The sequence below is a fragment of the Fibrobacter sp. genome (assembly GCF_045601785.1).
Lineage (GTDB): Bacteria > Fibrobacterota > Fibrobacteria > Fibrobacterales > Fibrobacteraceae > Fibrobacter.
In genome coordinates this window covers 20,217-40,738 of record NZ_JAZSAF010000081.1, presented here as the reverse complement: position 1 = coordinate 40,738, position 20,522 = coordinate 20,217, and the positions used below count along the sequence as shown (strand labels likewise).

The following is a 20,522-nucleotide window of genomic DNA, read 5'->3' as shown; positions in this document are numbered from 1 at the left end:
GATGAATTTTTTTTATAAGCTCAAAGTGAAACCCGTAGGGTGGAACGTGCTCATCGCCCAAAGGGCCGATAGGCCCGAGCTCATGCCTCTATGAAATGGGTTCTAGCAGTTTTTGGTAAGGCGGGTTCGCCGTTTATTGCCGACGAGGTCGACAAGTACGTGAAGCGTTTGCGTGGGGGAGTGTATCCGCTCGAAGTTGTGGAACTCAAGGAATCCAAGATAGACGACCGCGTGCAGGCCTTGGCCCAAGAGGCGGCCCTGTTCGACAAGAAATTCCCGAAGTCCGAATACAAGCGCGTTATTTTGTCTGAAGAAGGCAAGCTGATGGACACGGTCAAACTTTCGGACACCTTGCGTGATCGTTTCCCGGGAAATATCGTGTTCTTGATCGGGTCGGCGTATGGCATCGATGAAAACTTGAAAAAGACCGCCGACTTGCTCCTTTCGCTTTCTCCGCTGACATTTACCCACGACCATGCCCGCGTGCTTTTTGCCGAACAGCTCTACCGCGTCCAGATGGTCATGCAAAACCACCCCTATCATCATAGATAAAAATTCAAAATATTGTGTAAAATGCAAGTGAGAATGACGTTGATGAAAATCAATGTTGTATATCGTTGTGGAAGCAATAGCGTTGGCCAAGGATGGGGAGGGTGCAGGGAGGGGCCCGTGCGGCCTTCGCAACTCCGAGCTGGGGCCCCGCCCGCATCAAAAAAAGTTTTTTTCTTGATTTTTTATAAAAAAAAGCTCGAATATCCCCTTGACGGAGTCAAAAATCTTTTCTATTATTGTGCGCGTCCTAAGCGACTATGGATGATTAGCTCAGTTGGTAGAGCAGCTGACTCTTAATCAGCGGGTCGCAGGTTCGACCCCTGCATCATCCACTTAAAACCGTCTCACCCCGAGGCGGTTTTTCTTTTTTTGCCTGCAAGTCATTCCGGCCTTGAGCCGGAATCAGCACTTTTCGCCGGATTCACTTTATTCTATATTTGGCGCCATGAATTCCGAAATCGAAAAACGCCGCACTTTTGCTATTGTCAGCCACCCTGACGCGGGTAAGACCACCATCACCGAAAAGTTCCTGTGGTACGGAAACGTGATTCGCGAAGCGGGTCACGTGCGCGCCAAGGCGAACCGCAGCTACACGGTGAGTGACTGGATGAAGATTGAACAGCAGCGTGGTATTTCGGTTTCTAGCTCCGTGCTGAATTTCCCGTTCGAAGGTTGCATGTTCAACCTGGTTGATACCCCGGGGCACCAGGACTTCTGCGAAGACACCTACCGCGCCCTCACCGCCGTGGATGCCGCCCTCGTGCTTATCGATAGCGTGAACGGTGTGGAAAAGCAGACCATCAAGCTCATGGACGTGTGCCGCATGCGCCATACGCCCATCATCACGTTCATCAACAAGATGGACTTGGATGGCCGCCACGTGCTCGACCTGCTCGACGAAATCGAAAGCATCTTGAAAATCAAGGTCGCCCCCTTTACGCTCCCCATTGGCGTGGGTAAGCTTTTCAAGGGTGTGTATTCCATTGCCGAAAACACCTTCCACACCTTCAATAAAGAAGAAGGACATCAGGAAATCATCCAGATGGAAGGCCCGGACGATCCGCGCCTCGTAGAAATGTGCGGCGAAAACTGGGTCGCCCAGTTCAAGGAAGAATACGAGATGGTGACCGGTGCCATGGACCCGTTCGACCACGAAAAGTTCCTGAAGGGCGAAATGTGCCCCGTGTTCTTCGGTTCTGCGGTGAATAACTTCGGTGTGCGTCAGCTGTTGAACGCTTTTGCAAAGCTTGCGCCGCCTCCGATGGTGCGCGAAACCGACAAGCGCCCGGTGAGCCCCGACGAAAACGACTTTAGCGCGTTTGTGTTCAAGATTCAAGCGAACATGGACCCCAAACACCGTGACCGCACGGCATTCCTGCGCATTTGCTCGGGCAGCTTTACCCGCGGCGAAAAGGTTTACCATGTGCGCACAGGCCGCGAAATCCGCCTGGCCGCCCCGACGGCGTTCCTCGCGAAAGACAAGGAAGTTATCGACCACGCCTGGGCGGGCGATATCGTGGGTATTAACGACCCGGGACTGTTCCGCATCGGCGATACGCTTACCGATGGCGAAAAAATCAACTTTACCGGCATTCCGGATTTTGCTCCGGAACACTTCGCCCGCGTAACGCTTTTGAACCCGCTTAAGTCTAAGCAGATGGCGAAGGGCCTTGCCGAACTGAGCGAAGAAGGTGCAACCCAGCTGTACGAACCGCTCAAGTCCGCTATTCCTGTGATTGGCGTGGTGGGCGAGTTGCAGTTCGACGTGCTCAAGTTCCGCCTGCAGAGCGAATACGGCGCCGATGTGTCGCTGGACCGCGTGCCCGCTCACGGAATCCGCTGGGTGTCGGGCCCCGAAGCCGATGTGGCCAAATTCGCCGAAGAATATGCGATGGATTGCATGATGGACAAGGAACGTAATCTCGTTTGCCTGTTCCCCAACGAGTATCGCCTGAACCTTGCTATCAAGAACTACGAGAACCTAACCTTCGCTGCCACTTCGCAGGGGTAGCTGAAGGGGGGGGGCGAGAACATGAAAAAAAATGATTCAGGATGTCATCTTGGATTGAGCTTTAGGTGCCAAATAGAATGCTGGGCCGCTCTGTTGTTTGCATTTATGATGTCGGCCTGTGACGGTGACAGCAGCTCAAATGCAGAATCTTTGGGAGTATTTTCAAGTGATTCTGAAATCAATTCGTCTGCCGCTTTCTCGTCAGATTCGGAAGATGCAAAAAGTTCCGCTAGCGACAACGTTTCCGAGCGTGCTGAAGGAACTTTAACGGATTCCCGTGATGGACAATCCTATCGAACTGTGAAAATCGGTTCCCAGATATGGATGGCGGAGAACCTCAATTACGAAATGCCTAATAGTTTCTGCTATAATGATTCTGCATGGTACTGCTCCAAATACGGTCGTCTTTATACGTGGGATGCGGCAAGATATGCTTGTCCGCAAGGCTGGAGTTTGCCAAGCAAGGTTGACTTTGAAACGCTTTTCTCTGCAGTGGGTGAACAATCCAGTGCGGGGGCTATGCTCAAGTCAACTAGCGGGTGGTCTTGGAATGTTTTTAACGATGAAGATGGTAACGGCGTAGATGCTTTTTCTTTCTCGGCTCTTCCTGCCGGCTGCAGGCTTAGTAACAATTTCGTTGCCGAAGGTTTGCATGCGAATTTCTGGAGCAATACATTGTATGCTGATTCCCGTTATGATGCATACGATATGTGTTTGGATTATAGGTCTGCCGCAGCGGGCTTGTGCATACATGACGTGTATGATTCATACCCTGTTCGTTGCATTAAGAATTGGTAAGTTGCTCTTAATTAAGAATCTTCGTTTGCTGTGTAAACGACTAACCTTAGGCTTTCCCCGTTTACACTCTTTAAATGAATTTGTAACAAAAATTTTTCAAATCCGTGGAACTTCATGGCTCCTTCCATCGGGGTTTTAGGGGTGTCCCCCTAGGCGAGGGGGTGGGGAGCAACGAAGTGCGATACAGGGGGAGACTTCCCCCTTTATGGTCGTTCATTGAAGACGCTCGTATTTCTCATCTCACATTACACATTCCTAACCACTTCCTACAGTCTACTTCCTACTTCCAACTTATTTTCTCAAATCTCTCGTCTTTTGTCTCTCGTCTAATTAGTATATTTCCCTTACACAGGCGAGTATTGCGCTTGCCCAGATTTTTTAACATCAAAAAGGAAAAACATGAAACGTCTCCCCATTGTTGCTATCGCAGTATGCTTCGCCGGTCTCGTCGCCTGCAATCAGGCTTCCGCTGGCGGTTCGTTCAACCAGCAGGCCAGGCTCGACAACCTGGAAAAGGAATTCAAGCAGGTCAAGGAAGAATTCGAGATCATCAAGTACGCCCTCGACAAGCGCGGCATTTCCCTGGAACAGGCCCGTGCCGAAATGGAAGCGGACAACAAGGTCTGGGATATCCCCGACGAAGATAGCCCGGTCTTTGGCAATACCAAGAATCCGAAGCTCACGATTGTTGAATTTACCGAGTTCCAGTGCCCGTACTGCTCCCGTATCGCTCCTGTGATGCAGGAACTCAACAAGAAGTACCCCGACCAGATCAAGTTCGTCTACAAGCACTTCCCGCTCAGCTTCCATGCGAACGCCCGTGCCGCAGCAGCTTCTTCCATCGCAGCACACAAGCAGGGCAAGTTCTGGGAATACCGCTACGCCCTCGCTCCGCATAGCCGCGAACTCGGAGACTCCATCTATATCGAAGTGGCCAAGCAGGTCGGCTTGAACATTGAACAGTTTAAGAAGGACATGGTTCTCGATTCTGCCATGAACGCCCGTATCGACAAGGACTTCCAGCTTGGTGCCGAAGTCGGCGTGCAGGGCACCCCGAACTTCTACATCAACGGCAAGCGTCAGGACCGTTTCAGCCCGGATCTCGTTGAAAAGCTCCTGAAGGAAGCCAAGTAATTACCTAAGCGGTTCAATCTGTAAACGCGACTTTGCATGCAGAAGAACCGTTTTTGACGAAAAATTTTTAATTTCAAAATCAAACTAAAAACACAACTAAAAGGACACGATCATATGATGAAGCGTACATTGACTGCCGCTACCGTCGCCCTCCTCGGCTTTGGTGTCTCGGCTACAATGGCTCAGCCGAAAGCTCCGCGTGTAGTTCCTTACAAGTTCTTCGACGAACAGTATCGTCCGGGGGGCTTTGACTACGCATACGGCGGCAAGAGCAAGGGTATCACCATTACTAAAGACGGCGGCTACAAGTCTAAGGCTGCCTTGAACATCAAGCTTGACCCGAGCGAATATTCGGGCGCTTCTGTTTGCCTTTACAATGAAACCTTCGACCTGAACAAGTTCATGCTCGACTCCAAGATCGAATTCATGATCAAGGGCAAGAAGGGTGGCGAAGCCGTTAAGGTTGGCCTCTTGGATGAAGAAATTTCTGATGGCAAGAAGACTCAGGTCGTTCTTCCGATGAACAAGTACATCCAGGGCGGTGCCGTGACGACGGATTGGAAGAAGGTTTCCATTCCTCTCGTGGACTTCCCGGATCGTGGCTTGTACTGGGACAACACCCGCAAGTCTGAATTCCCGGCCCGTATCGACTGGGACAAGATTGCCGAAATCCGCTTCTCTATCGACAAGAGCGGTGCATCTGATTTCGAAATCTGGGTGGACAACATCGAAATCGTGAAGGGCAACAAGAAGGCTGCCCCGAAGAAGAAGATCGTCTACTGGGATGAAAACAACGACGTCATCAACGGACCGAAGAACCCCGAAAAGCTTGACGGCAAGGCTAAGCCGGTTGCTAATGGCGTGTTCTATTCCGATGGTCTCAAGGGCTTCAGCTACAGCTACGGTGGTCTTTCCGCCCAGCGCGAAGCTGATTCCAAGACGGCTGGCAACAAGAACGTGCTCGCCCTCTACATCGATAACAACGACTGGTCCGGCGTGACCTACTCTCTTGGCGAAGGCAAGTACATTGACCTTTCCAAGGTGCGTAACAAGGGTGGTCTCTACTTCTGGATCAAGGGTAAGCTCGGCGGCGAAAAGGTGTATGTCGGTATCCTCGACAACCAGGGCAACGACATCAAGAGCCAGACCAAGATTAGCCTGAACGACTGGATCGAAGGCTCCAAGGTCGGCACTGACTGGAAGCTCGTGAAGATTCCTCTGAAGAAGTTCGGCGACAAGGGTAAGGCTTGGGACGCTAACAAGCAGGCCGAAGTTGCCAAGGACGTGCAGTGGAACAAGATTCAGGAAATCCGTTTCTCTGTGGGCAAGGGTGAAAACCAGGGCGAACCGGGCAAGCCGGCTCCTGTGACCATCTTTGTGGACCAGATTACCTTCACCGAAAATATCGACTGGGTTGACCCGGATATCAAGTGGGATAACTGGAAGTCCAAGGCTCCGGATGTCGTGATTTCTGACTTCGAAGGCAAGTTCGCCAAGGACAAATGGGAACCGTCTTTCGGTCCGAAGTCCAAGGCCGAAATCGAAATGCCGTATAAGACTTCCAAGCTCGATGGCAACAGCCTCTACATCAAGCACTTCGAAATGTCCGACTGGGTCGACTTCGTGCTTGACTTCACCAAGAACACTGCCAACCACGACAACAAGCAGCGCGACTGGACGAACCACTGGGGCATCATGTTCGACGTCTACTCCGAACGCGCATGGCAGTCCATCACGGTTCAGATCGGCGACGCTGGTAACGAACTCTTCGTTTCCAACACGGGTGTTCCTCGCGGTCGTACCACGGTGATCGTGCCGTTCCGCACCTTCTCCAAGTTCCCGTACTACCAGCCGCCTACCGCCAAGGAAAACGGCGTGTTCGACCTCAAGGGCGTTGTCTCTCTCGACTTCAAACCGGGTGGAGAAGGCTCTAACGGTTCTTTCGAAATCGACAACATCAAGCTCACCAACCAGAAGGAAGTCAAGGCTGCTGACCGTCCGGCTCTCGTGAAGGTTGAAGTCAAGGGTACCGGCGATGTCATCAACCCGAACATCTCGGGTGGCCTCTTCGGTATCAACGCTGCCCTCTGGGATGGCGACATGCTCGACAATCCGAAGTTCAAGGTCCAGACTGCTGAATACGCCAAGCGCATCAACCACGGCATCATCCGCTATCCGGGTGGTCTCCGTGCCGATGACGACCACTGGAAGGAAATCCTCGACAACCACGACTGGATGGTCGATACCGACGAATTCCTCGCCTGGTTGAAGAAGACCGGTTCTAACGCCATGTTCACCGTGAACTTCGGTTCCGGCACCGAACAGGAAGCCGCCGCTTGGGTGAAGCACACCAACATTGACAAGAAGGCCGGCATCGTTTACTGGGAAATCGGTAACGAAGTCTATGGTAACTGGCACCCGTACTATGAAAAGTATGGTAAGGACGGCGGTACCATTTATGGTAAGCGCGCTCGCAAGTTCATTGAAGCCATGAAGAAGGTTGACCCGACCATTAAGGTGGCCGTGCTCGGCGTGCTCGATGGCCAGTGGAACGACAACGTGCTCAAGGAAACCGGCGACATTGCCGACGGTCTCATTGTTCACCATTACCCGCAGCACTTCGGTGAAGAAAACGACTTCGCCATGCTCTCTGCTCCGCAGGACCTCGTTCCGATCTACAGCCGTCTCCACAAGGTTGTGGACAAGTGGACCAGCCACTTCAAGAAGGACAAGAAGATTGAACTCTGGCTCACCGAATGGAACTCCGTGGACTTCAACCCGGGTCCGCAGACCATCGCTCTCGAAAACGGTCTGTTCGTTGCTGACTACCTCGCTATGCTCGCCACCGAAAACGTGGACAACGCACAGTACTGGGATATCCACAACGACATCACTCCGGAAGGCGGTGACTACGGTTACCTGACCCGTTCTGCAGAAGAATGCATGAACTGCCCGCGTCCGAGCTACTGGGCATTCCAGATGGCCTCTGACGCTCTCCGCGGCAAGCTCCTCAAGACCGAAATTTCCGGTGACAAGGAATCGCTCATCACGACCTACTACACCGAAAACGGCAAGAAGAAGAGCCTCCTCGTGATCAACAAGAGCCCGTACAGCGACTACGAACTCAAGTTGAACATTCCGGGCTTCAAGGGTAAGGCCACCGTCCAGACGCTTGACAAGAGCTCCGAAAAGCTCAAAGAAGGCTGGGCAAACGATCCGTCCAAGAAGGCCAAGAAGGGTGTTGATGTGTCTAAGCCGATCAAGGTTGGCAAGCGCACCATCACGCTCATCACGGTGGAATAAGGATTATCATTCCGGCTTAACCGCCGGAATCCTCCTGTGAGAAACGCCCCGGCTTTGCCGGGGCGTTCTTTTAAATCCGGCTAATAAGTCGGCTGTATAAACGAAAAGCCGCAGGCATTTGCCCGCGGCTAAATTTTTTACTGATGATTACTAACCACTAATCACTGTTTACTGTCTACTTCCTACCGTCTACTCTTTTATCGTTCCAGGCGGAAGTAGACTGCGGCCAGCGGCGGGAGCTTGATATTCAGGCTCCACTGGCGGTTCTGCCACGGAATGTCCTGCGTCCAGACTTCGCCGAAGTTACCCACGTTGGATCCGCCGAACATGTCGGAATCGGTGTTGAAGATTTCTTTCCACTTGCCACGAGTCGGAGCGCCCAGGCGGTAGTCGTTGCGGACCACCGGCGTGAAGTTGAATACGCACAGAATCTGGTTCCCGTGGTCGTCCTTGCGCACAAAGCTCACGATGGAATTGTCGGCGTCGTCGCACCAGATCCATTCGAAACCGGTGTAGTAATGGTCGATTTCCCAGAAGGGCGCGTTTTCCTTGTACAGGTGGTTCAAAACCTTCATCATCTGCAGGAGCTTGCCGTGGCTATCCCAGCTGACCAGGTGCCAGTCGAGGGAGCGCTTTTCGTTCCATTCGCGGAACTGGCCGAAATCGTTGCCCATGAAGTTGAGCTTCTTGCCCGGGTGCGCATACTGGAAGGCGTAGGTGAGGCGGAGGTTTGCAAACTTCTGCCAGTTGTCGCCCGGCATCTTGCCTAGCATCGAACCCTTGCCGTGCACCACTTCGTCGTGGCTGAACACCTGGATGAAGTTTTCGCTGTAGGCGTACACCATGCTGAAGGTCAGCTGGTTGTGGTGGTACTTGCGGTGAATCGGTTCGTGCTGGATGTAGCTGAGGAAGTCGTTCATCCAGCCCATGTTCCACTTGTAGTGGAAGCCGAGACCGCCCTGTTCAGGCGGGCGCGTAATGCTCGGGAAGCTGGTGGATTCTTCGGCAATCAAAATCGCATGCGGCGTGAGTCGGCCCATGATGCTGTTCAGGTGCTTCAGGAATTCGAGCGTATCGTAGTTGATGTTGCCGCCGTCCTTGTTCGGTACCCACTGGCCTGGGCCCTTGCCGTAGTCGAGGTAAAGCATCGATGCCACGGCGTCCACACGCAGGCCGTCGCAGTGGAATTCCTTGAGCCAGTACATGGCGTTTGCGATAAGGAAGTTCTTGACTTCGTTGCGGCCCAGGTTAAAGATGTAGGTGCCCCAGTGCGGGTGTTCACCCTGGCGCGGGTCGGCATGTTCGTAACAGGCGGTGCCGTCAAAACGTCCGAGGGCGTGGGCGTCTTTGGGGAAGTGTGCCGGAACCCAGTCCACAATCACGCCGATTTCGTTCTGGTGGCAAAGATCCACAAAATGCCTGAACTGGTCCGGCGTGCCGTAGCGGCTGGTGGGGGAGTAGTAGCCGGTCACCTGGTAGCCCCAAGATTCGTCCAGCGGGTGTTCAGCGAGCGGCAAGAATTCCACGTGGGTGTAGCCCATTTCCTTGAGGTACGGAATCAAGGTTTCTGCAAGTTCGTCCCAGTTCAAGAAACGATCCGGATTCGCGGGGTCGCGGCGCCAGGAACCGGCGTGGACTTCGTAAATGTTCATGGGCGAACCGAAAACCTTGGTAGCCCAGTGCGTAGACATGTAAAGGTCGTCGCCCCATTCGTAGCCATCGAGGTGCGTGGTGATGGAGGCGGTTGCCGGGCGGACTTCGCTGAGCTTTGCGAGAGGGTCCACTTTCACATGCAGGTTGCCGTCGGCGCCGTGAATCTCGTAGCGGTAGAGTTCGCCTTCGCCAATGTTTGGAATGAAAATTTCCCAAATGCCGGTTGAGCCAAGCATACGCATCTGGTTGCGTCGGCCGTCCCAGCTGTTGAAGCTGCCGACCACGGAGACCGCGCGGGCGTTCGGAGCCCAGACGGCGAAGTGGACTCCCTTGAAGCCCTGGTGTTCTACGAGGTTTGCGCCCAGCTTGCGGTAGAGTTCGTAGTGCGTGCCGCTCGAAATCAAGTGGCGATCAAAGTCGCTAAGTACAGGGAGGAATGCGTAGGGGTCGGTGAGCGTGTATTCGTTGCCGTCGTCTTGGCGAATGATCAAGTTATAAAAGAACGGTTCGTATTCCTTGTCGATGATGGCTTCGAAAAATCCGGTGTTGCCGATCTTCATGAAGTCAAATTCGAATTCCCCGTCACAGGATTCGCCTCGGATGTAGCTTGCTTGCGGCTGGTAGGCGCGAATCACGGTCTTGATGCCACGGTCGGTATTTAGCGGATGGATTCCCAATATCGAAAAAGGATCTTTCGTATTAAAGTCCCAAATGGCCCGCATCTCTTCTGCGGTAAGACTGGTGAAATCATTCCATTCCATACACTACTCCTTTAAATTGAACCTTATCTTACGATAGGCGTTTTTCCAAGTAAAATATAACTTAAACGAATCTTTTGATGACAAGGAAGTGTAAAAAACTACTTTCGATTCCGAATTACATCAATTTTCACTTTTCCGGTATCGTAGATGCTCTTGCGTAGGTAGATTCCGTTTTGCGGAATGCCCTTCAAATGGTTCCCAAGCATGTCGTAGTAAAGGGAACGCATTGGTTTTCCGTGAATGTCGCTATACCTTGCAGAAACAGCTGTTGTCACGGTATCGACGAAGGGCTTGTCTGGGTCATCTACCACAAGCTTGATTCTTGCCCGGCTTTTGCAACCGGTCTCGTTCGTGTAAACTACGGTGTAGTAGCCGCTAAAGTCTCCGTCCACGTTCTTGAGTGAATTTTCGCGGGTAGTGGACTTGAATCCGTTCGGGCCTTCCCAGCTCCAGACCTTGCCGTCCCACGGATGCGGGCCGAACTGCACCGTGGCCCCTTTTGCGACTTTCAGGTCGAGCGTTTCGCTCCAGCCGCCGTCGTCCACCTTGATGTAGGGGGTGATCTTAGTGCCGCTGCACGGGGCGACAACCTTCTTTCCGTCGCATACACCGATAGAATCGGGAATTTCTATCACACGCGGTTCGAAATCCGGGGTGGGGAAGGCCTTCATGAGTTTTGCGGTCTCTTCGGCGGAGACCGGGATGATTGTCCCGTGGCGGGGCGTGAATGCGCCACTCGTCTTGGTGTCCTGCACGAACTTGAAATTTTCAAGGTCGGTGCTGCTCGTGAACTGGTAATGCCCGTTCATATAGCAGTCGTACATGAGTATCCAGCTGTTCTGGTTGATAAGCTTGAATACGCCCGCACCTTCCACAGCTTCGGTCGTTTGCTGGAGTGCACTTTTGCACTGGTATAGCCAGCTCGGGGCCTTCGTGTGGTTCGATGAGGTGAGCGACTGCGCTCTGACCTTGCAGATTCCTCCGTCGCCCTCGTTCTTGTAGAAGGCATGGTAGAACTTGTCCACCGGGTTGTAGACGATATCCATGTCGATGGTCGACTTGCCGCGGTCAAAGAAGTGTATGGGGTCGCTTTCGAGGTCGGTAAAGTTCTCGTTCGCGTAGGCAAAATAGACCTTGTCGTAGGCGATGGTGCCGTCGTTTGTCAACAGCGAAAAGTACACCAGCGGGCGGCCCTTGGTGCCGTCTTTGTTTTCGTAGGTGTCGTCCCAGAAGGTTTCCGGTGCCCACACGCGGGTCACGTTCGCAAAATTCTTGCCCTTGTAGCGCTCCGGGAAGTGTATCGTGCTGTGTTCCCAATTGATCAGGTCGCGGGAGCGCATGAGTACCATGCCGCGGTTGCTCGCCCAACCCTCGGCGCTTTTCATGTCGGTATTCACCATGTAGAACCAGCCGTTAGGCGCGCGCAGTACATGCGGGTCGCGGAGCCCCTTCTTGATGCTCACCGTGTCGGCGGCCACCACGCGCTTGCCGTTGTTCATGGGGGTAAAGTTATACCCATCGTTGCTCAGTGCGTAGTATATATTTTCGTTGTCGTTTGACGGAAAATAGGCGAAAAGGTAGTTGGAGTAGGGCTCGTAGCCGTGGATAGAAACTGCAAATTGTTTTTTTTCGGTGCGGTAGGGGGCTTCTACATCGGTAATGCTTGCCGTAAGGATTACTTCGTGGTTTTCGCCCACTAGGCGGCCGTTGACGTGTCCGTCATGTCCCAAGAATAGCGTGTCGGAACTTTCCCAGGTCACGGGGTAATGGCCATAGGTAGATATGGTATCGGGGAGTTCAAGGTCTGTGTAGAGGTCGTTTATTTCGTTTCCGAGTTGAAGATCGTTTATGGCCTGTATGAAGGGGGCCAAAACAACCTCCTGTGCAAATACGCTCCCCAGTGCAATGAATGTCATTATGAATATGCGATGCATAGGTCTTCTCCTTTTTGCCTATTACCCAAAATAGCCTGCACACCAAATTTGTCTAAAATATAATTCTAGAAATCGACTTTCTATAGCAAAAAAACAAAAATAAAGGACAATTTGTCAAGGAACATTGTGGCTAAAATCACAAAAAATGATTGAAAAAACATATAAAAAAGTTGCAAATTGGCTTTTTTGCAAAAAAAAAGCATATTATTCCAAGTTGGAATAAAACAATTTGTTCTATTTCTTAAGAATAACGCTATATTACGGATATATGGATCGATCCCGCGCAAAAATTTTAGTTATTGACGACACCAAAACAAACATAGAAGTGCTCGAAGGCATTTTGTCGGGCGAATATGATGTCTTTGTCGCCTTGGATGGAAAAAAAGGCCTGATGCTTGCCGAAAAGGTGAAGCCCGACCTGATTCTACTTGATGTGATGATGCCTGAAATGGATGGTTACGAAACCCTCCGGCAGATGAATGAAAAGAATTTGGTGAACAATACGCCCGTATTGTTCCTTACAGCCAAGGCCGATTCCAAGAGTGAGCAGATGGGGCTCGACCTTGGTGCCGTAGACTATATCACCAAGCCGTTCCACCCGAATTTGGTGCAGTTGCGCATCAAGAATCAGCTGGAGTTCAAGCACCAGCGCGACCACTTGCAGGAACTTGTCGAAGAAAAGACGGTCGACCTGCGCAATACCTTGAAGGTCATGCTCACGAGCCTCGGTGCGCTAGCCGAATACCGCGACCCTGAAACCGGTGCGCATATCAAGCGTACCCAGGTGCTAGTGCAGATGCTTGCCGAAAAGTTGCAGAACCATCCGCGCTTCAAGGATGCCATTCCGAACAAGGAATACATTGACTACTATGCCACGGCCGCGCCCTTGCACGACATAGGCAAGGTGGGCATTCCCGATGAAATTTTGCGCAAGCCTGCTCGTCTGAACGAAGAAGAATGGGCGGTGATGAGTACGCATGCCCAGATGGGTTACGACGTGCTTGTGAATGCGACGCATGAACTCAAGGATCATCCGCTGGTACGTATTTCTGCAGAAATTATCCTGAATCACCATGAGCGCTACGATGGTCATGGGTATCCCAACGGTGTCAAGGGTGACGATATCCCGGTGGGAGCTCGTCTGATGTCAGTTGCCGATGTTTATGACGCCCTGGTGTCACGTAGACCTTATAAGGAAGCTTACCCGCACGAAGTGGCGGTGAAGGAAATTTTTGAAGGGAAGGGTACGCAGTTCGACCCCGATGTCGTCGATGCCTTTATGGCTCTAGAATCGCAATTCCCAGAAATTTATGAACGGTTCAAGGAAGAATCGTAGTAGGGAGAGATTTTGACTTATAATCCGCTCAATGCGCAGCGCCGCCGTTTGCGAAACCGTATCTCTATGGTTTATGTCCTTCCGACGTTTCTTGCGGCGGTTATCTTGGTCATTATCTTTGCTTATGCGGTGCGGGCCATGCTCGTGGATTCCGCGGTTGCCAATACCGAAACGGCGCTCCATGACCGTGTACAGACCGAAATCGAAGCTCTCCTGAAAGAAAACGAGGATAAATTCCTTAATCTTAGCAAGCGAATCCAGCAGGCCACCAAGGATAACGCGATAAAGCCATTGCTTTCAAAGTCGATTCAGGGTTCCGAAGGTATTGTCGACATCTATTATGGTAATCGCGACGGGGACTTTGCGTCGGGAAAAGGAATCAAGCTCGAAAGTGGAAAATCTGAGTTCCGCACCACGGGCTGGTACCTGGAAGCATCTCGCAAAAGGGGACTTGCCTATACGGGTCCGTCGATCCGCAAGGACCTGAACAAGCAGGTACTGACCCTTTCTTACCCTATCTGGGACAAGAATCATAAGTTCCGCGGTGCGGTGGCCGAAGACCTGAGCCTGCACAAGGTTCGCCTGTCTATGGGCGGACTTGCCAAGGAAGAAGGCGGCATCACGATGCTTGTCGGTAGCGATAACGACAACCTTTTCACCTATTTCCCTTACGAAACCAACCGTGGCAAGGTCTTGCAGGATAGCGTTGAAAGCCTGTTGCAGCTAGTGTCATCCAAATTCAGTTCAGACACATTGATGGACGGACGTATTCTACGCTTCGAGAAGGCAAACGAGCACCGTCAGCAGCTGATCTTTATGGTGACGCCGCTGAAGCAGTTGCCCTTCTACCTGGTCCATGTGAGTCAGCACAACAAGATTGCCGCAAACATCGACAACCATGCGACGACGGTGTTTGGCGTTGTCGCCATCTGCGTTTTCCTGATGATGGGGCTTGCAGCCCTTGTATCGCATATCCTTTTCCGCCGATTTATCCAGCGCGACTTGAACGACAGCGTAAATTCGAGTACGCTTTTCGATACGCTTTTGTGGAAGGGCGACAACTTTACCATCATATTGACCAACGAAAATTTCGATATCTTGCATGCAAGTGCCCGTGTCGTTGACTTCTTGAACAATGGCGAAGACATAAAGGAAGAGAGCCTGTTCAAGTATTTCACTTCCGATGCGTTCAAGAAGTTTGCACACCGCGTGGCGATGGGCGGCCAGATGTTGGCAAGCGAACGCAAGACGATTGTGCGGGTACAGAATTCCGATGGGGAAGTGGCATGGTGGGGTATGTCGTTCCAGGCCCTTGTCGAAGACAACGGTGCAACGAGATTCCTGATCATGGTGAGCGACGAGACGAGCGGGATCCAGAAGGATACCATCCTTGATACGATCATGCTTTCGGGCGACCATTCTATCTTGGTCATTTTCGACAAAAATCTGCATGTCAAGTATATGTCCAGGCAGCTCGCTGAATTCCTCAATAAGGAATGGCGTTCCTTTGTGGGGCTTTCAATAAACGAACTCAAGGACATGGGGCTTCCGGAATCGATGATCAAGGCGATGATTGCCTCGTACGAGAAAGACGAGGTCTGGAAAGATTCCTTTATGCTCAAGCCAGAAAATGGCTCCGTGGAGACCTGGTTCCGTGGCGAGGGTTGCACCCTGAAGGTCCAGGAGACGGTTGTGGGCTACATGCTTTCGATGATCGACATCTCGGAAGTGGTGGCGGCGCGCGAAATTGCGGAACAGGCGACGCAAGCGAAGAGTGAATTCCTTGCGAACATGAGCCATGAAATCCGCACGCCGATGAATGCGATTATCGGTATGGCGCATCTTATTTCTGAAACAGAACTTGACAACCACCAGCGCGGCTTTGTCGAACGTATCAGCCATGCCGCAAAATCCCTGCTTGGGATCATCAACAACATCCTTGACTTCTCAAAAATTGAAGCGAAGAAACAGGACCTGGAAATTACGCAGCTTGTGCTGCAGGACGTGATTGGCGAAGTGGCGGCGCTTGCCGAAGTGCGTATCGCCGGTCGCCCGATAGAGCTGATTGTGGATGTGGATCCGGATATTCCTGAAATATTGATGGGTGACCCGCTCCGACTATCACAAATCTTTACAAATCTCATCAACAATGCGACGAAGTTCACCGAGAAGGGTAGTATCACGCTCAGCGTGAAGCTGCAGCAGATGGTGAACAATTCGGTCAAGCTGTATTTCTGCGTGAGCGATACGGGTATCGGCATGACCCCCGAACAGCTAGGCAGGCTTTTCAATGCGTTCACCCAGGCGGACGGCTCTACTACACGCAAGTATGGCGGTACGGGCCTAGGTCTTGTGATTTCCAAGTCGCTTGTAGAATTGATGGGTGGCCAGATGCAGGTTTCAAGCGTCTCCGGCGAAGGTTCCCAGTTCTACTTTACGATAACGCTCCCGATTGCAAACCAGGCGGGAGAGCCCAAGTGGAAGAGCGAGACGCAGCTGCGCAACAAGAACATCTTGCTGGTGGATGACTGCGCGAACTTGAGAACGGTGCTCCGCCACTATTTGACAAGGCTACAGTGCGTCGTCGAGGAGGCAAGCTCCGTGGACGAAGCTCTCGACTTGATTCAGGCTCACGAAGAGGCGAAGGAGGCTCCTTACGATCTGTTCCTGGTCGATTATGGAATGCCGATTTTGAATGGATTTGACTTTGTGCACGGCCTGAACGAGAACATGAAATCGATTCCGAAGGTGTTGATGCACCCGATTCATTTCGATGAAAACGAGCTGAATACCGCGAAGAATTTAGGCTTTAACAGCTTTGTCTCGAAGCCGCTCCAGATTAGCACCCTCTTGAGTGCGCTACAGGAGGCTTTTGGCTATCCGCTCTCTTACAAGAAGGTGGAAAAGAAGGAAAAGGGTAAGATCTACTTCAAGGAAGCGAAGATCCTTCTGGTCGAAGATAACCAGATGAACCAGGAACTGGCCGTGTCGCTCCTGAACAGTGTTGGCCTTACCGCGATGATCGCAAATAACGGTAAAGAGGCTCTGGAACAGCTCAAGAAGGATGCCTTCGACCTGGTGCTCATGGATATCCAGATGCCCATTATGGATGGGCTTACGGCTACCCGCGAAATCCGTGCCCGCGACGACGAGTACTTCAAGAAAGTGCCTATTCTTGCGATGAGTGCAAGGGCCTTCCAGAAAGATACCGAGGAGTGCCTTGAAGCGGGCATGAACGCCCATATCGTCAAGCCGATCGACCCGACGATTCTTTACGAGGAAATGGCGAAGTTCCTTCCGGTGGCGGCTGAAACGCAGCGCACGTCGACCGACTCGATGGACCAGAATGTTTCGCAGGATGACGAAATGTTCCTGTCGTATTTCCAGAAGGTCAAGAATTTCGATGCAGAATCGGGACTCTACCATGCCAACAACAACCGCAACATGTATCTCAAGATTCTGCATGGTTTCGTGCGCGACTATGGCGGCAACTCGTTCAACTTGAGGGGGCTTATCGAACAGTTCCACTACGAAGAAGCAACCCGCATCGTCCATACGATCAAGGGACTCTGTGGAACCATTGGTTCAACTCATGTGCAGACGCTCGCGGCGGCGCTTGAATCGGAACTGGAGCAGAAACAGTGCAACTTTAGCGAGTACAATGTCTTCGAGGAAAACCTACATTCTCTTGTCGAAGATCTTGACATTGTTTTAAGGGATATTGTTTCTGAGCAGAACTCAACCGTTCAGAAGCAGGTAGATCCTGAAGCCGAAAAGAAGCTGATGGCGGCGGTGAACTCGCTAAAGGATGCCATTGATACTTGTTCTTCGACACAATGCAAGCGCATCCTTGAAGAAATTGACAACATCGCCTTCGACAGTAGCAGGGAAGCCCTTTTGCGCAAGCTCAAGGAACTCATCGACGATTACAGCTTTACTGAAGCAGCCGAAACTCTGGAAAAAATCGAAAAGACGTTCTCCGCCTAGTGTAGTACCATGGCGGCAATAAAAGCAAAGGCGACTATAATTGCCGCTACGATAGCTACGGGGTTTGCTTTCTTTTTACCGAATTCTTTTTCGACGATTTCGTTGTAGTCCGGGGTCTCGAGATCCGAGAATTCGGCCCCTTCAGACCAACCGGTCTCTTTGTCACTCCCGCAGTGTGGGCAAAATGTGGCTTTATCGTCTAGTGAGGAGTGGCAATGGGGGCAAATCATATTATAAATATAGTAAAATTTTAAGCTTATGGCTAAATCTATGATAGTCAATGATTTCTGTGAAAAATTGCCGTTTTTTGTCAAAAAAGGCCGTTTTGCTGAAATGTTATTAAAATGGATGGTGCTTTTTTGAGCAAAAATTTTCATTTTTTTTTGTCAAGAGATGGTTCAAAATTTTTCTGTTGATAAGTTGTTCTAATCATAGGGAGTGTATCTTGATTGTAGAGTGATTAAAGGCGTGATTTTCTTGCAAAAATAGGGGAATTTATGGGAAAATATTTTTTTTGCTTTTTTTTGTAAGAAAAAAGGCATTTTCAAAAAAAAAAATTTTGATGTCGCTCTTTTTGGAAAGTCCGTTTCTAATTTTCATCTTGCTTTTTAGATGATTGGTAGATTGTGACAAACGTTGTTTCTTTAGTTGAATCTGGAATTTCGGTCTGGCAGGCGGTCCTTGAACGCCTGCGTGTAGATTGTAAAGATTATTTGGGCCTTGATATGCTGGACATCGTCTCCTATGACGGTTTTGCAGATGGCGTAGTCCAGCTTTCTGTTCCCGATGAATTCCGTGAAAACTGGATCAAGTCCCATTATGCAGATATCATGCACAAGGCGTTTTCGTCTGTTCTGGGATCTAGTTTTGTTGATTTTTCAATTCGAATTGTCCCTCAAGTGGCAAATAAGGTGGTATTTCCCCGGGTCGCTCCTGTGGCGCCTGTGGTTGTGGAACGCCCCAAGAAGCGTGCTCCCCGTATCAAACTCTCACTTTATGCGGGCTATACTTTTGAAAACTTTATCGAAGGTGACAGCAACTTTACCGCATGCGAGGCCTGCAAGGCGGTAGCTGAAAAGCCGGGTGACCCGGCGCTCAACCCGCTGTTTGTCTACGGCAAGTCTGGCCTAGGCAAGACGCACCTGTTGCAGTCCATTGCGGCCTATATGCTCAAGGCACGCCCGCAGACGAAGGTTGTCTACTGCCATGCCTACGATTTCTTGAGCGACGCGACGGCTGTTTCTAAAGCGCTCAAGGCAAAGACCGGCAATGTTCGTGAGCTTGCGAACGCATTCATGGAAAAGTACGAGCGTTGCGATGTACTGCTTTTTGACGATGTACAGCTTTTGGAAAGCAAGAAGACCATTAGCCAGGAAAGGCTTGCCGTTCTAGTCAAGCACCTGCGTTCCATGGGCAAGCAGGTCGTTTTCTCTTCGGATAGACACCCGTCGGAGTTCAGGAAAACGCAAGCGGATTCTACAATCCAGGAAAATGGAGGTGCGATTCCGCATATTTCTGCAAGGCTTTTGGCGCCGCTCGAATCTTGTGTGGCAGTGGGCATCGACGTGCCCGACTTGAATACACGCATGAAGCTTATCCAGAAGAAGTCCATGAACATTCCGTTCCTCGACAAGGACCGCGACGAAATTTGTCGGTTCCTGTCGCTTCCGCCGCGCGAAAATGTGCGAGTCATCGAAGGTATGTTGAACGGGTTGCGTGCCATGAATGAATTTTGCTCCGAGAATCTCGACCTGGGTGCTGTCAAGCGCCTGGTGGCCGCACCAGGAACCGGTGTGGTGGAGCTGTCGGTCAAGGGTATTGCCGAAACGGTGGCGATGGAATTTGGCTCCGACTTGACTTCGCTTACAAGCAAGCGTCAGGATGCCGGGGTGACACTTCCCAGAAAAGTGTCCATGTTCCTTTGCCGCGAAATGACGAACAGTTCCCTTGCCGATATTGGTAGCTTCTTCAACAGGGATTATTCCTCTGTTATCGCCGCCATTCAGTCACTCACAAAGCAGATGGATAAAGACGAAAACCTTGCCCGCAGGGTAAAGGACATCCGCTATTTGCTGGAAGCCTAGCAATGATTGCTTTGGTGACAGGAGGCGCAGGCGTCGTAGGGAAGGCGCTCTGTCGGGAGCTTTTGGGACGCGGTGTGTGTGTGCGTGTCCTGACGCTTCCGGGCGATACCCAGGCTGGGTTTTTGCCTGTGGGGGTGGAGGTTTATTATGGCGATGTGACGGATCTTGAATCGATCCGTAAAGCGTTTGTAGGGGTTGATCTGGTTTACCATCTAGCAGCCATTCTGCTTTCGACAAAGCCGGGAGCGTTTGACCATGTCAATGCCGGTGGGACGCGCAATGTGGTGCTTGCGGCCAAGGAGGCCGCGGTGTCGCGTCTGGTTTATGTGTCTAGCATATCGGTGACTTATCCGGTCCTGACGGAGTATGCGAAAAGTAAACTTGCGGGGGAGTCCTATGTTAAAAATTCGGGGATTTCTTGGACGATCGTGCGTCCGACGCTTGTGATAGGGGAACCTGTGGGTCGTGGCGGCGGAATCGAGTTTAACATGTATGCCGACTATGTGCGTCGTTTTCCTGTATATTTTTTGCCGGGTGGGGGTAAATGCCTGAAGCGTCCCGTAGCGAGCACCGATTTGGTCAAAGGAATTGTCTTGGCGGGGCTTTCGGAACGTGCGGTCGGGAAAACCTACGCTTTGGCAGGGAAGCGCATCATGAACATGGCGGAAATGGCGCAGTCCATTTTAAATGCGGCGAAGAAGCGTCATTTGATGCTTCCTTTGCCCTGGTGGATTGCAAGAAAATTGGCCGTTCTTAAAGGCTGGATCGGAGGCCGCCCCGTGACGGCGGAACAGGCTTTGTCCGGTTTTTTATTTGATGCAGCTCCCGATATTTTGGATGCCGAACGGGACTTGGGCTACAAACCCGGCTCTCCGCTGTAATTTGCGGCAAAAAATCGTCGTTATCGTCACGGTTTTTGCATTTTTTTTGTTTTTGCCGCATTTTTTGTATATATTCGAGTAAAGAAGA

The 20,522-nt window shown here is 51.4% G+C and carries 12 protein-coding genes and 1 tRNA gene; 10 read left to right on the top strand and 3 right to left on the bottom strand.

The window, feature by feature from the left end; translation table 11 throughout:
• The first annotated feature begins 90 nt into the window (after window positions 1-90).
• The 6 genes from ACKI61_RS12715 (at window position 91) to ACKI61_RS12690 (ending at window position 7,798) form a co-directional block, all read left to right on the top strand.
• A complete protein-coding gene (locus ACKI61_RS12715; RefSeq protein ID WP_073054307.1) occupies window positions 91-552 on the top strand; it encodes a 23S rRNA (pseudouridine(1915)-N(3))-methyltransferase RlmH in 462 nt (153 codons plus the stop codon).
• Between the two features lie 259 nt (window positions 553-811).
• Window positions 812-884: transfer RNA gene (locus ACKI61_RS12710), tRNA-Lys, on the top strand.
• Between the two features lie 113 nt (window positions 885-997).
• Window positions 998-2,563: a peptide chain release factor 3 gene (locus tag ACKI61_RS12705; protein WP_407458051.1), complete on the top strand. Its 1,566-nt coding sequence runs from the start codon at window positions 998-1,000 to the stop codon at window positions 2,561-2,563.
• A gap of 21 nt (window positions 2,564-2,584) precedes the next feature.
• Window positions 2,585-3,361 carry a fibrobacter succinogenes major paralogous domain-containing protein gene (locus ACKI61_RS12700; RefSeq protein WP_407458050.1) on the top strand — a complete coding sequence of 259 codons (777 nt, stop codon included), beginning with the start codon at window positions 2,585-2,587 and terminating at the stop codon, window positions 3,359-3,361.
• A 399-nt stretch (window positions 3,362-3,760) separates the two neighbouring features.
• The gene (locus tag ACKI61_RS12695) at window positions 3,761-4,495 is read left to right on the top strand and encodes a DsbA family protein (protein WP_407458049.1); all 735 of its coding nucleotides are present in this window, start codon (window positions 3,761-3,763) and stop codon (window positions 4,493-4,495) included.
• Window positions 4,496-4,609: 114 nt separating this feature from the next.
• On the top strand, window positions 4,610-7,798 hold the full coding sequence (locus ACKI61_RS12690; RefSeq protein ID WP_407458048.1) for a carbohydrate binding domain-containing protein: 3,189 nt from the start codon (window positions 4,610-4,612) through the stop codon (window positions 7,796-7,798).
• A gap of 197 nt (window positions 7,799-7,995) precedes the next feature.
• Here the strand turns inward: ACKI61_RS12690 and glgB are convergent, their stop codons facing one another.
• Complete coding sequence (glgB, locus tag ACKI61_RS12685; protein WP_407458047.1) at window positions 7,996-10,212, bottom strand: 1,4-alpha-glucan branching protein GlgB; 2,217 nt, start codon at window positions 10,210-10,212, stop codon at window positions 7,996-7,998.
• A 98-nt stretch (window positions 10,213-10,310) separates the two neighbouring features.
• The gene (locus ACKI61_RS12680) at window positions 10,311-12,146 is read right to left on the bottom strand and encodes a glycoside hydrolase family 43 protein (protein WP_407458046.1); all 1,836 of its coding nucleotides are present in this window, start codon (window positions 12,144-12,146) and stop codon (window positions 10,311-10,313) included.
• Window positions 12,147-12,414: 268 nt separating this feature from the next.
• On the opposite strand from ACKI61_RS12680, the gene ACKI61_RS12675 reads away from it, so the two are divergent.
• Complete coding sequence (locus ACKI61_RS12675) at window positions 12,415-13,482, top strand: HD domain-containing phosphohydrolase (RefSeq protein WP_407458045.1); 1,068 nt, start codon at window positions 12,415-12,417, stop codon at window positions 13,480-13,482.
• Between the two features lie 66 nt (window positions 13,483-13,548).
• Complete coding sequence (locus tag ACKI61_RS12670; RefSeq protein WP_407458044.1) at window positions 13,549-17,469, top strand: response regulator; 3,921 nt, start codon at window positions 13,549-13,551, stop codon at window positions 17,467-17,469.
• On the opposite strand, the gene ACKI61_RS12665 is transcribed toward ACKI61_RS12670, so the two are convergent.
• Window positions 17,466-17,846 carry a zinc-ribbon domain-containing protein gene (locus tag ACKI61_RS12665; RefSeq protein WP_407458043.1) on the bottom strand — a complete coding sequence of 127 codons (381 nt, stop codon included), beginning with the start codon at window positions 17,844-17,846 and terminating at the stop codon, window positions 17,466-17,468. The two genes, ACKI61_RS12670 and ACKI61_RS12665, sit on opposite strands and share 4 nt — an antisense overlap.
• A gap of 249 nt (window positions 17,847-18,095) precedes the next feature.
• On the opposite strand from ACKI61_RS12665, the gene ACKI61_RS12660 reads away from it, so the two are divergent.
• The gene (locus ACKI61_RS12660; RefSeq protein ID WP_407458042.1) at window positions 18,096-19,553 is read left to right on the top strand and encodes a DnaA ATPase domain-containing protein; all 1,458 of its coding nucleotides are present in this window, start codon (window positions 18,096-18,098) and stop codon (window positions 19,551-19,553) included.
• Between the two features lie 2 nt (window positions 19,554-19,555).
• Complete coding sequence (locus ACKI61_RS12655; RefSeq protein ID WP_407458041.1) at window positions 19,556-20,434, top strand: NAD-dependent epimerase/dehydratase family protein; 879 nt, start codon at window positions 19,556-19,558, stop codon at window positions 20,432-20,434.
• The last annotated feature ends 88 nt before the right edge of the window (window positions 20,435-20,522 follow it).

Excerpts from the sequence above, each read along its gene's own strand:
- ACKI61_RS12715 (WP_073054307.1), top strand. The coding sequence starts at position 91 with ATGAAATGGGTTCTAGCAGTTTTTGGTAAGGCGGGTTCGCCGTTTATT.
- ACKI61_RS12705 (WP_407458051.1), top strand. The coding sequence starts at position 998 with ATGAATTCCGAAATCGAAAAACGCCGCACTTTTGCTATTGTCAGCCAC.
- ACKI61_RS12700 (WP_407458050.1), top strand. The coding sequence starts at position 2,585 with ATGAAAAAAAATGATTCAGGATGTCATCTTGGATTGAGCTTTAGGTGC.
- ACKI61_RS12695 (WP_407458049.1), top strand. The coding sequence starts at position 3,761 with ATGAAACGTCTCCCCATTGTTGCTATCGCAGTATGCTTCGCCGGTCTC.
- ACKI61_RS12690 (WP_407458048.1), top strand. The coding sequence starts at position 4,610 with ATGATGAAGCGTACATTGACTGCCGCTACCGTCGCCCTCCTCGGCTTT.
- glgB (WP_407458047.1), bottom strand. The coding sequence starts at position 10,212 with ATGGAATGGAATGATTTCACCAGTCTTACCGCAGAAGAGATGCGGGCC.
- ACKI61_RS12680 (WP_407458046.1), bottom strand. The coding sequence starts at position 12,146 with ATGCATCGCATATTCATAATGACATTCATTGCACTGGGGAGCGTATTT.
- ACKI61_RS12675 (WP_407458045.1), top strand. The coding sequence starts at position 12,415 with ATGGATCGATCCCGCGCAAAAATTTTAGTTATTGACGACACCAAAACA.
- ACKI61_RS12670 (WP_407458044.1), top strand. The coding sequence starts at position 13,549 with ATGGTTTATGTCCTTCCGACGTTTCTTGCGGCGGTTATCTTGGTCATT.
- ACKI61_RS12665 (WP_407458043.1), bottom strand. The coding sequence starts at position 17,846 with ATGAAAATTTTTGCTCAAAAAAGCACCATCCATTTTAATAACATTTCA.
- ACKI61_RS12655 (WP_407458041.1), top strand. The coding sequence starts at position 19,556 with ATGATTGCTTTGGTGACAGGAGGCGCAGGCGTCGTAGGGAAGGCGCTC.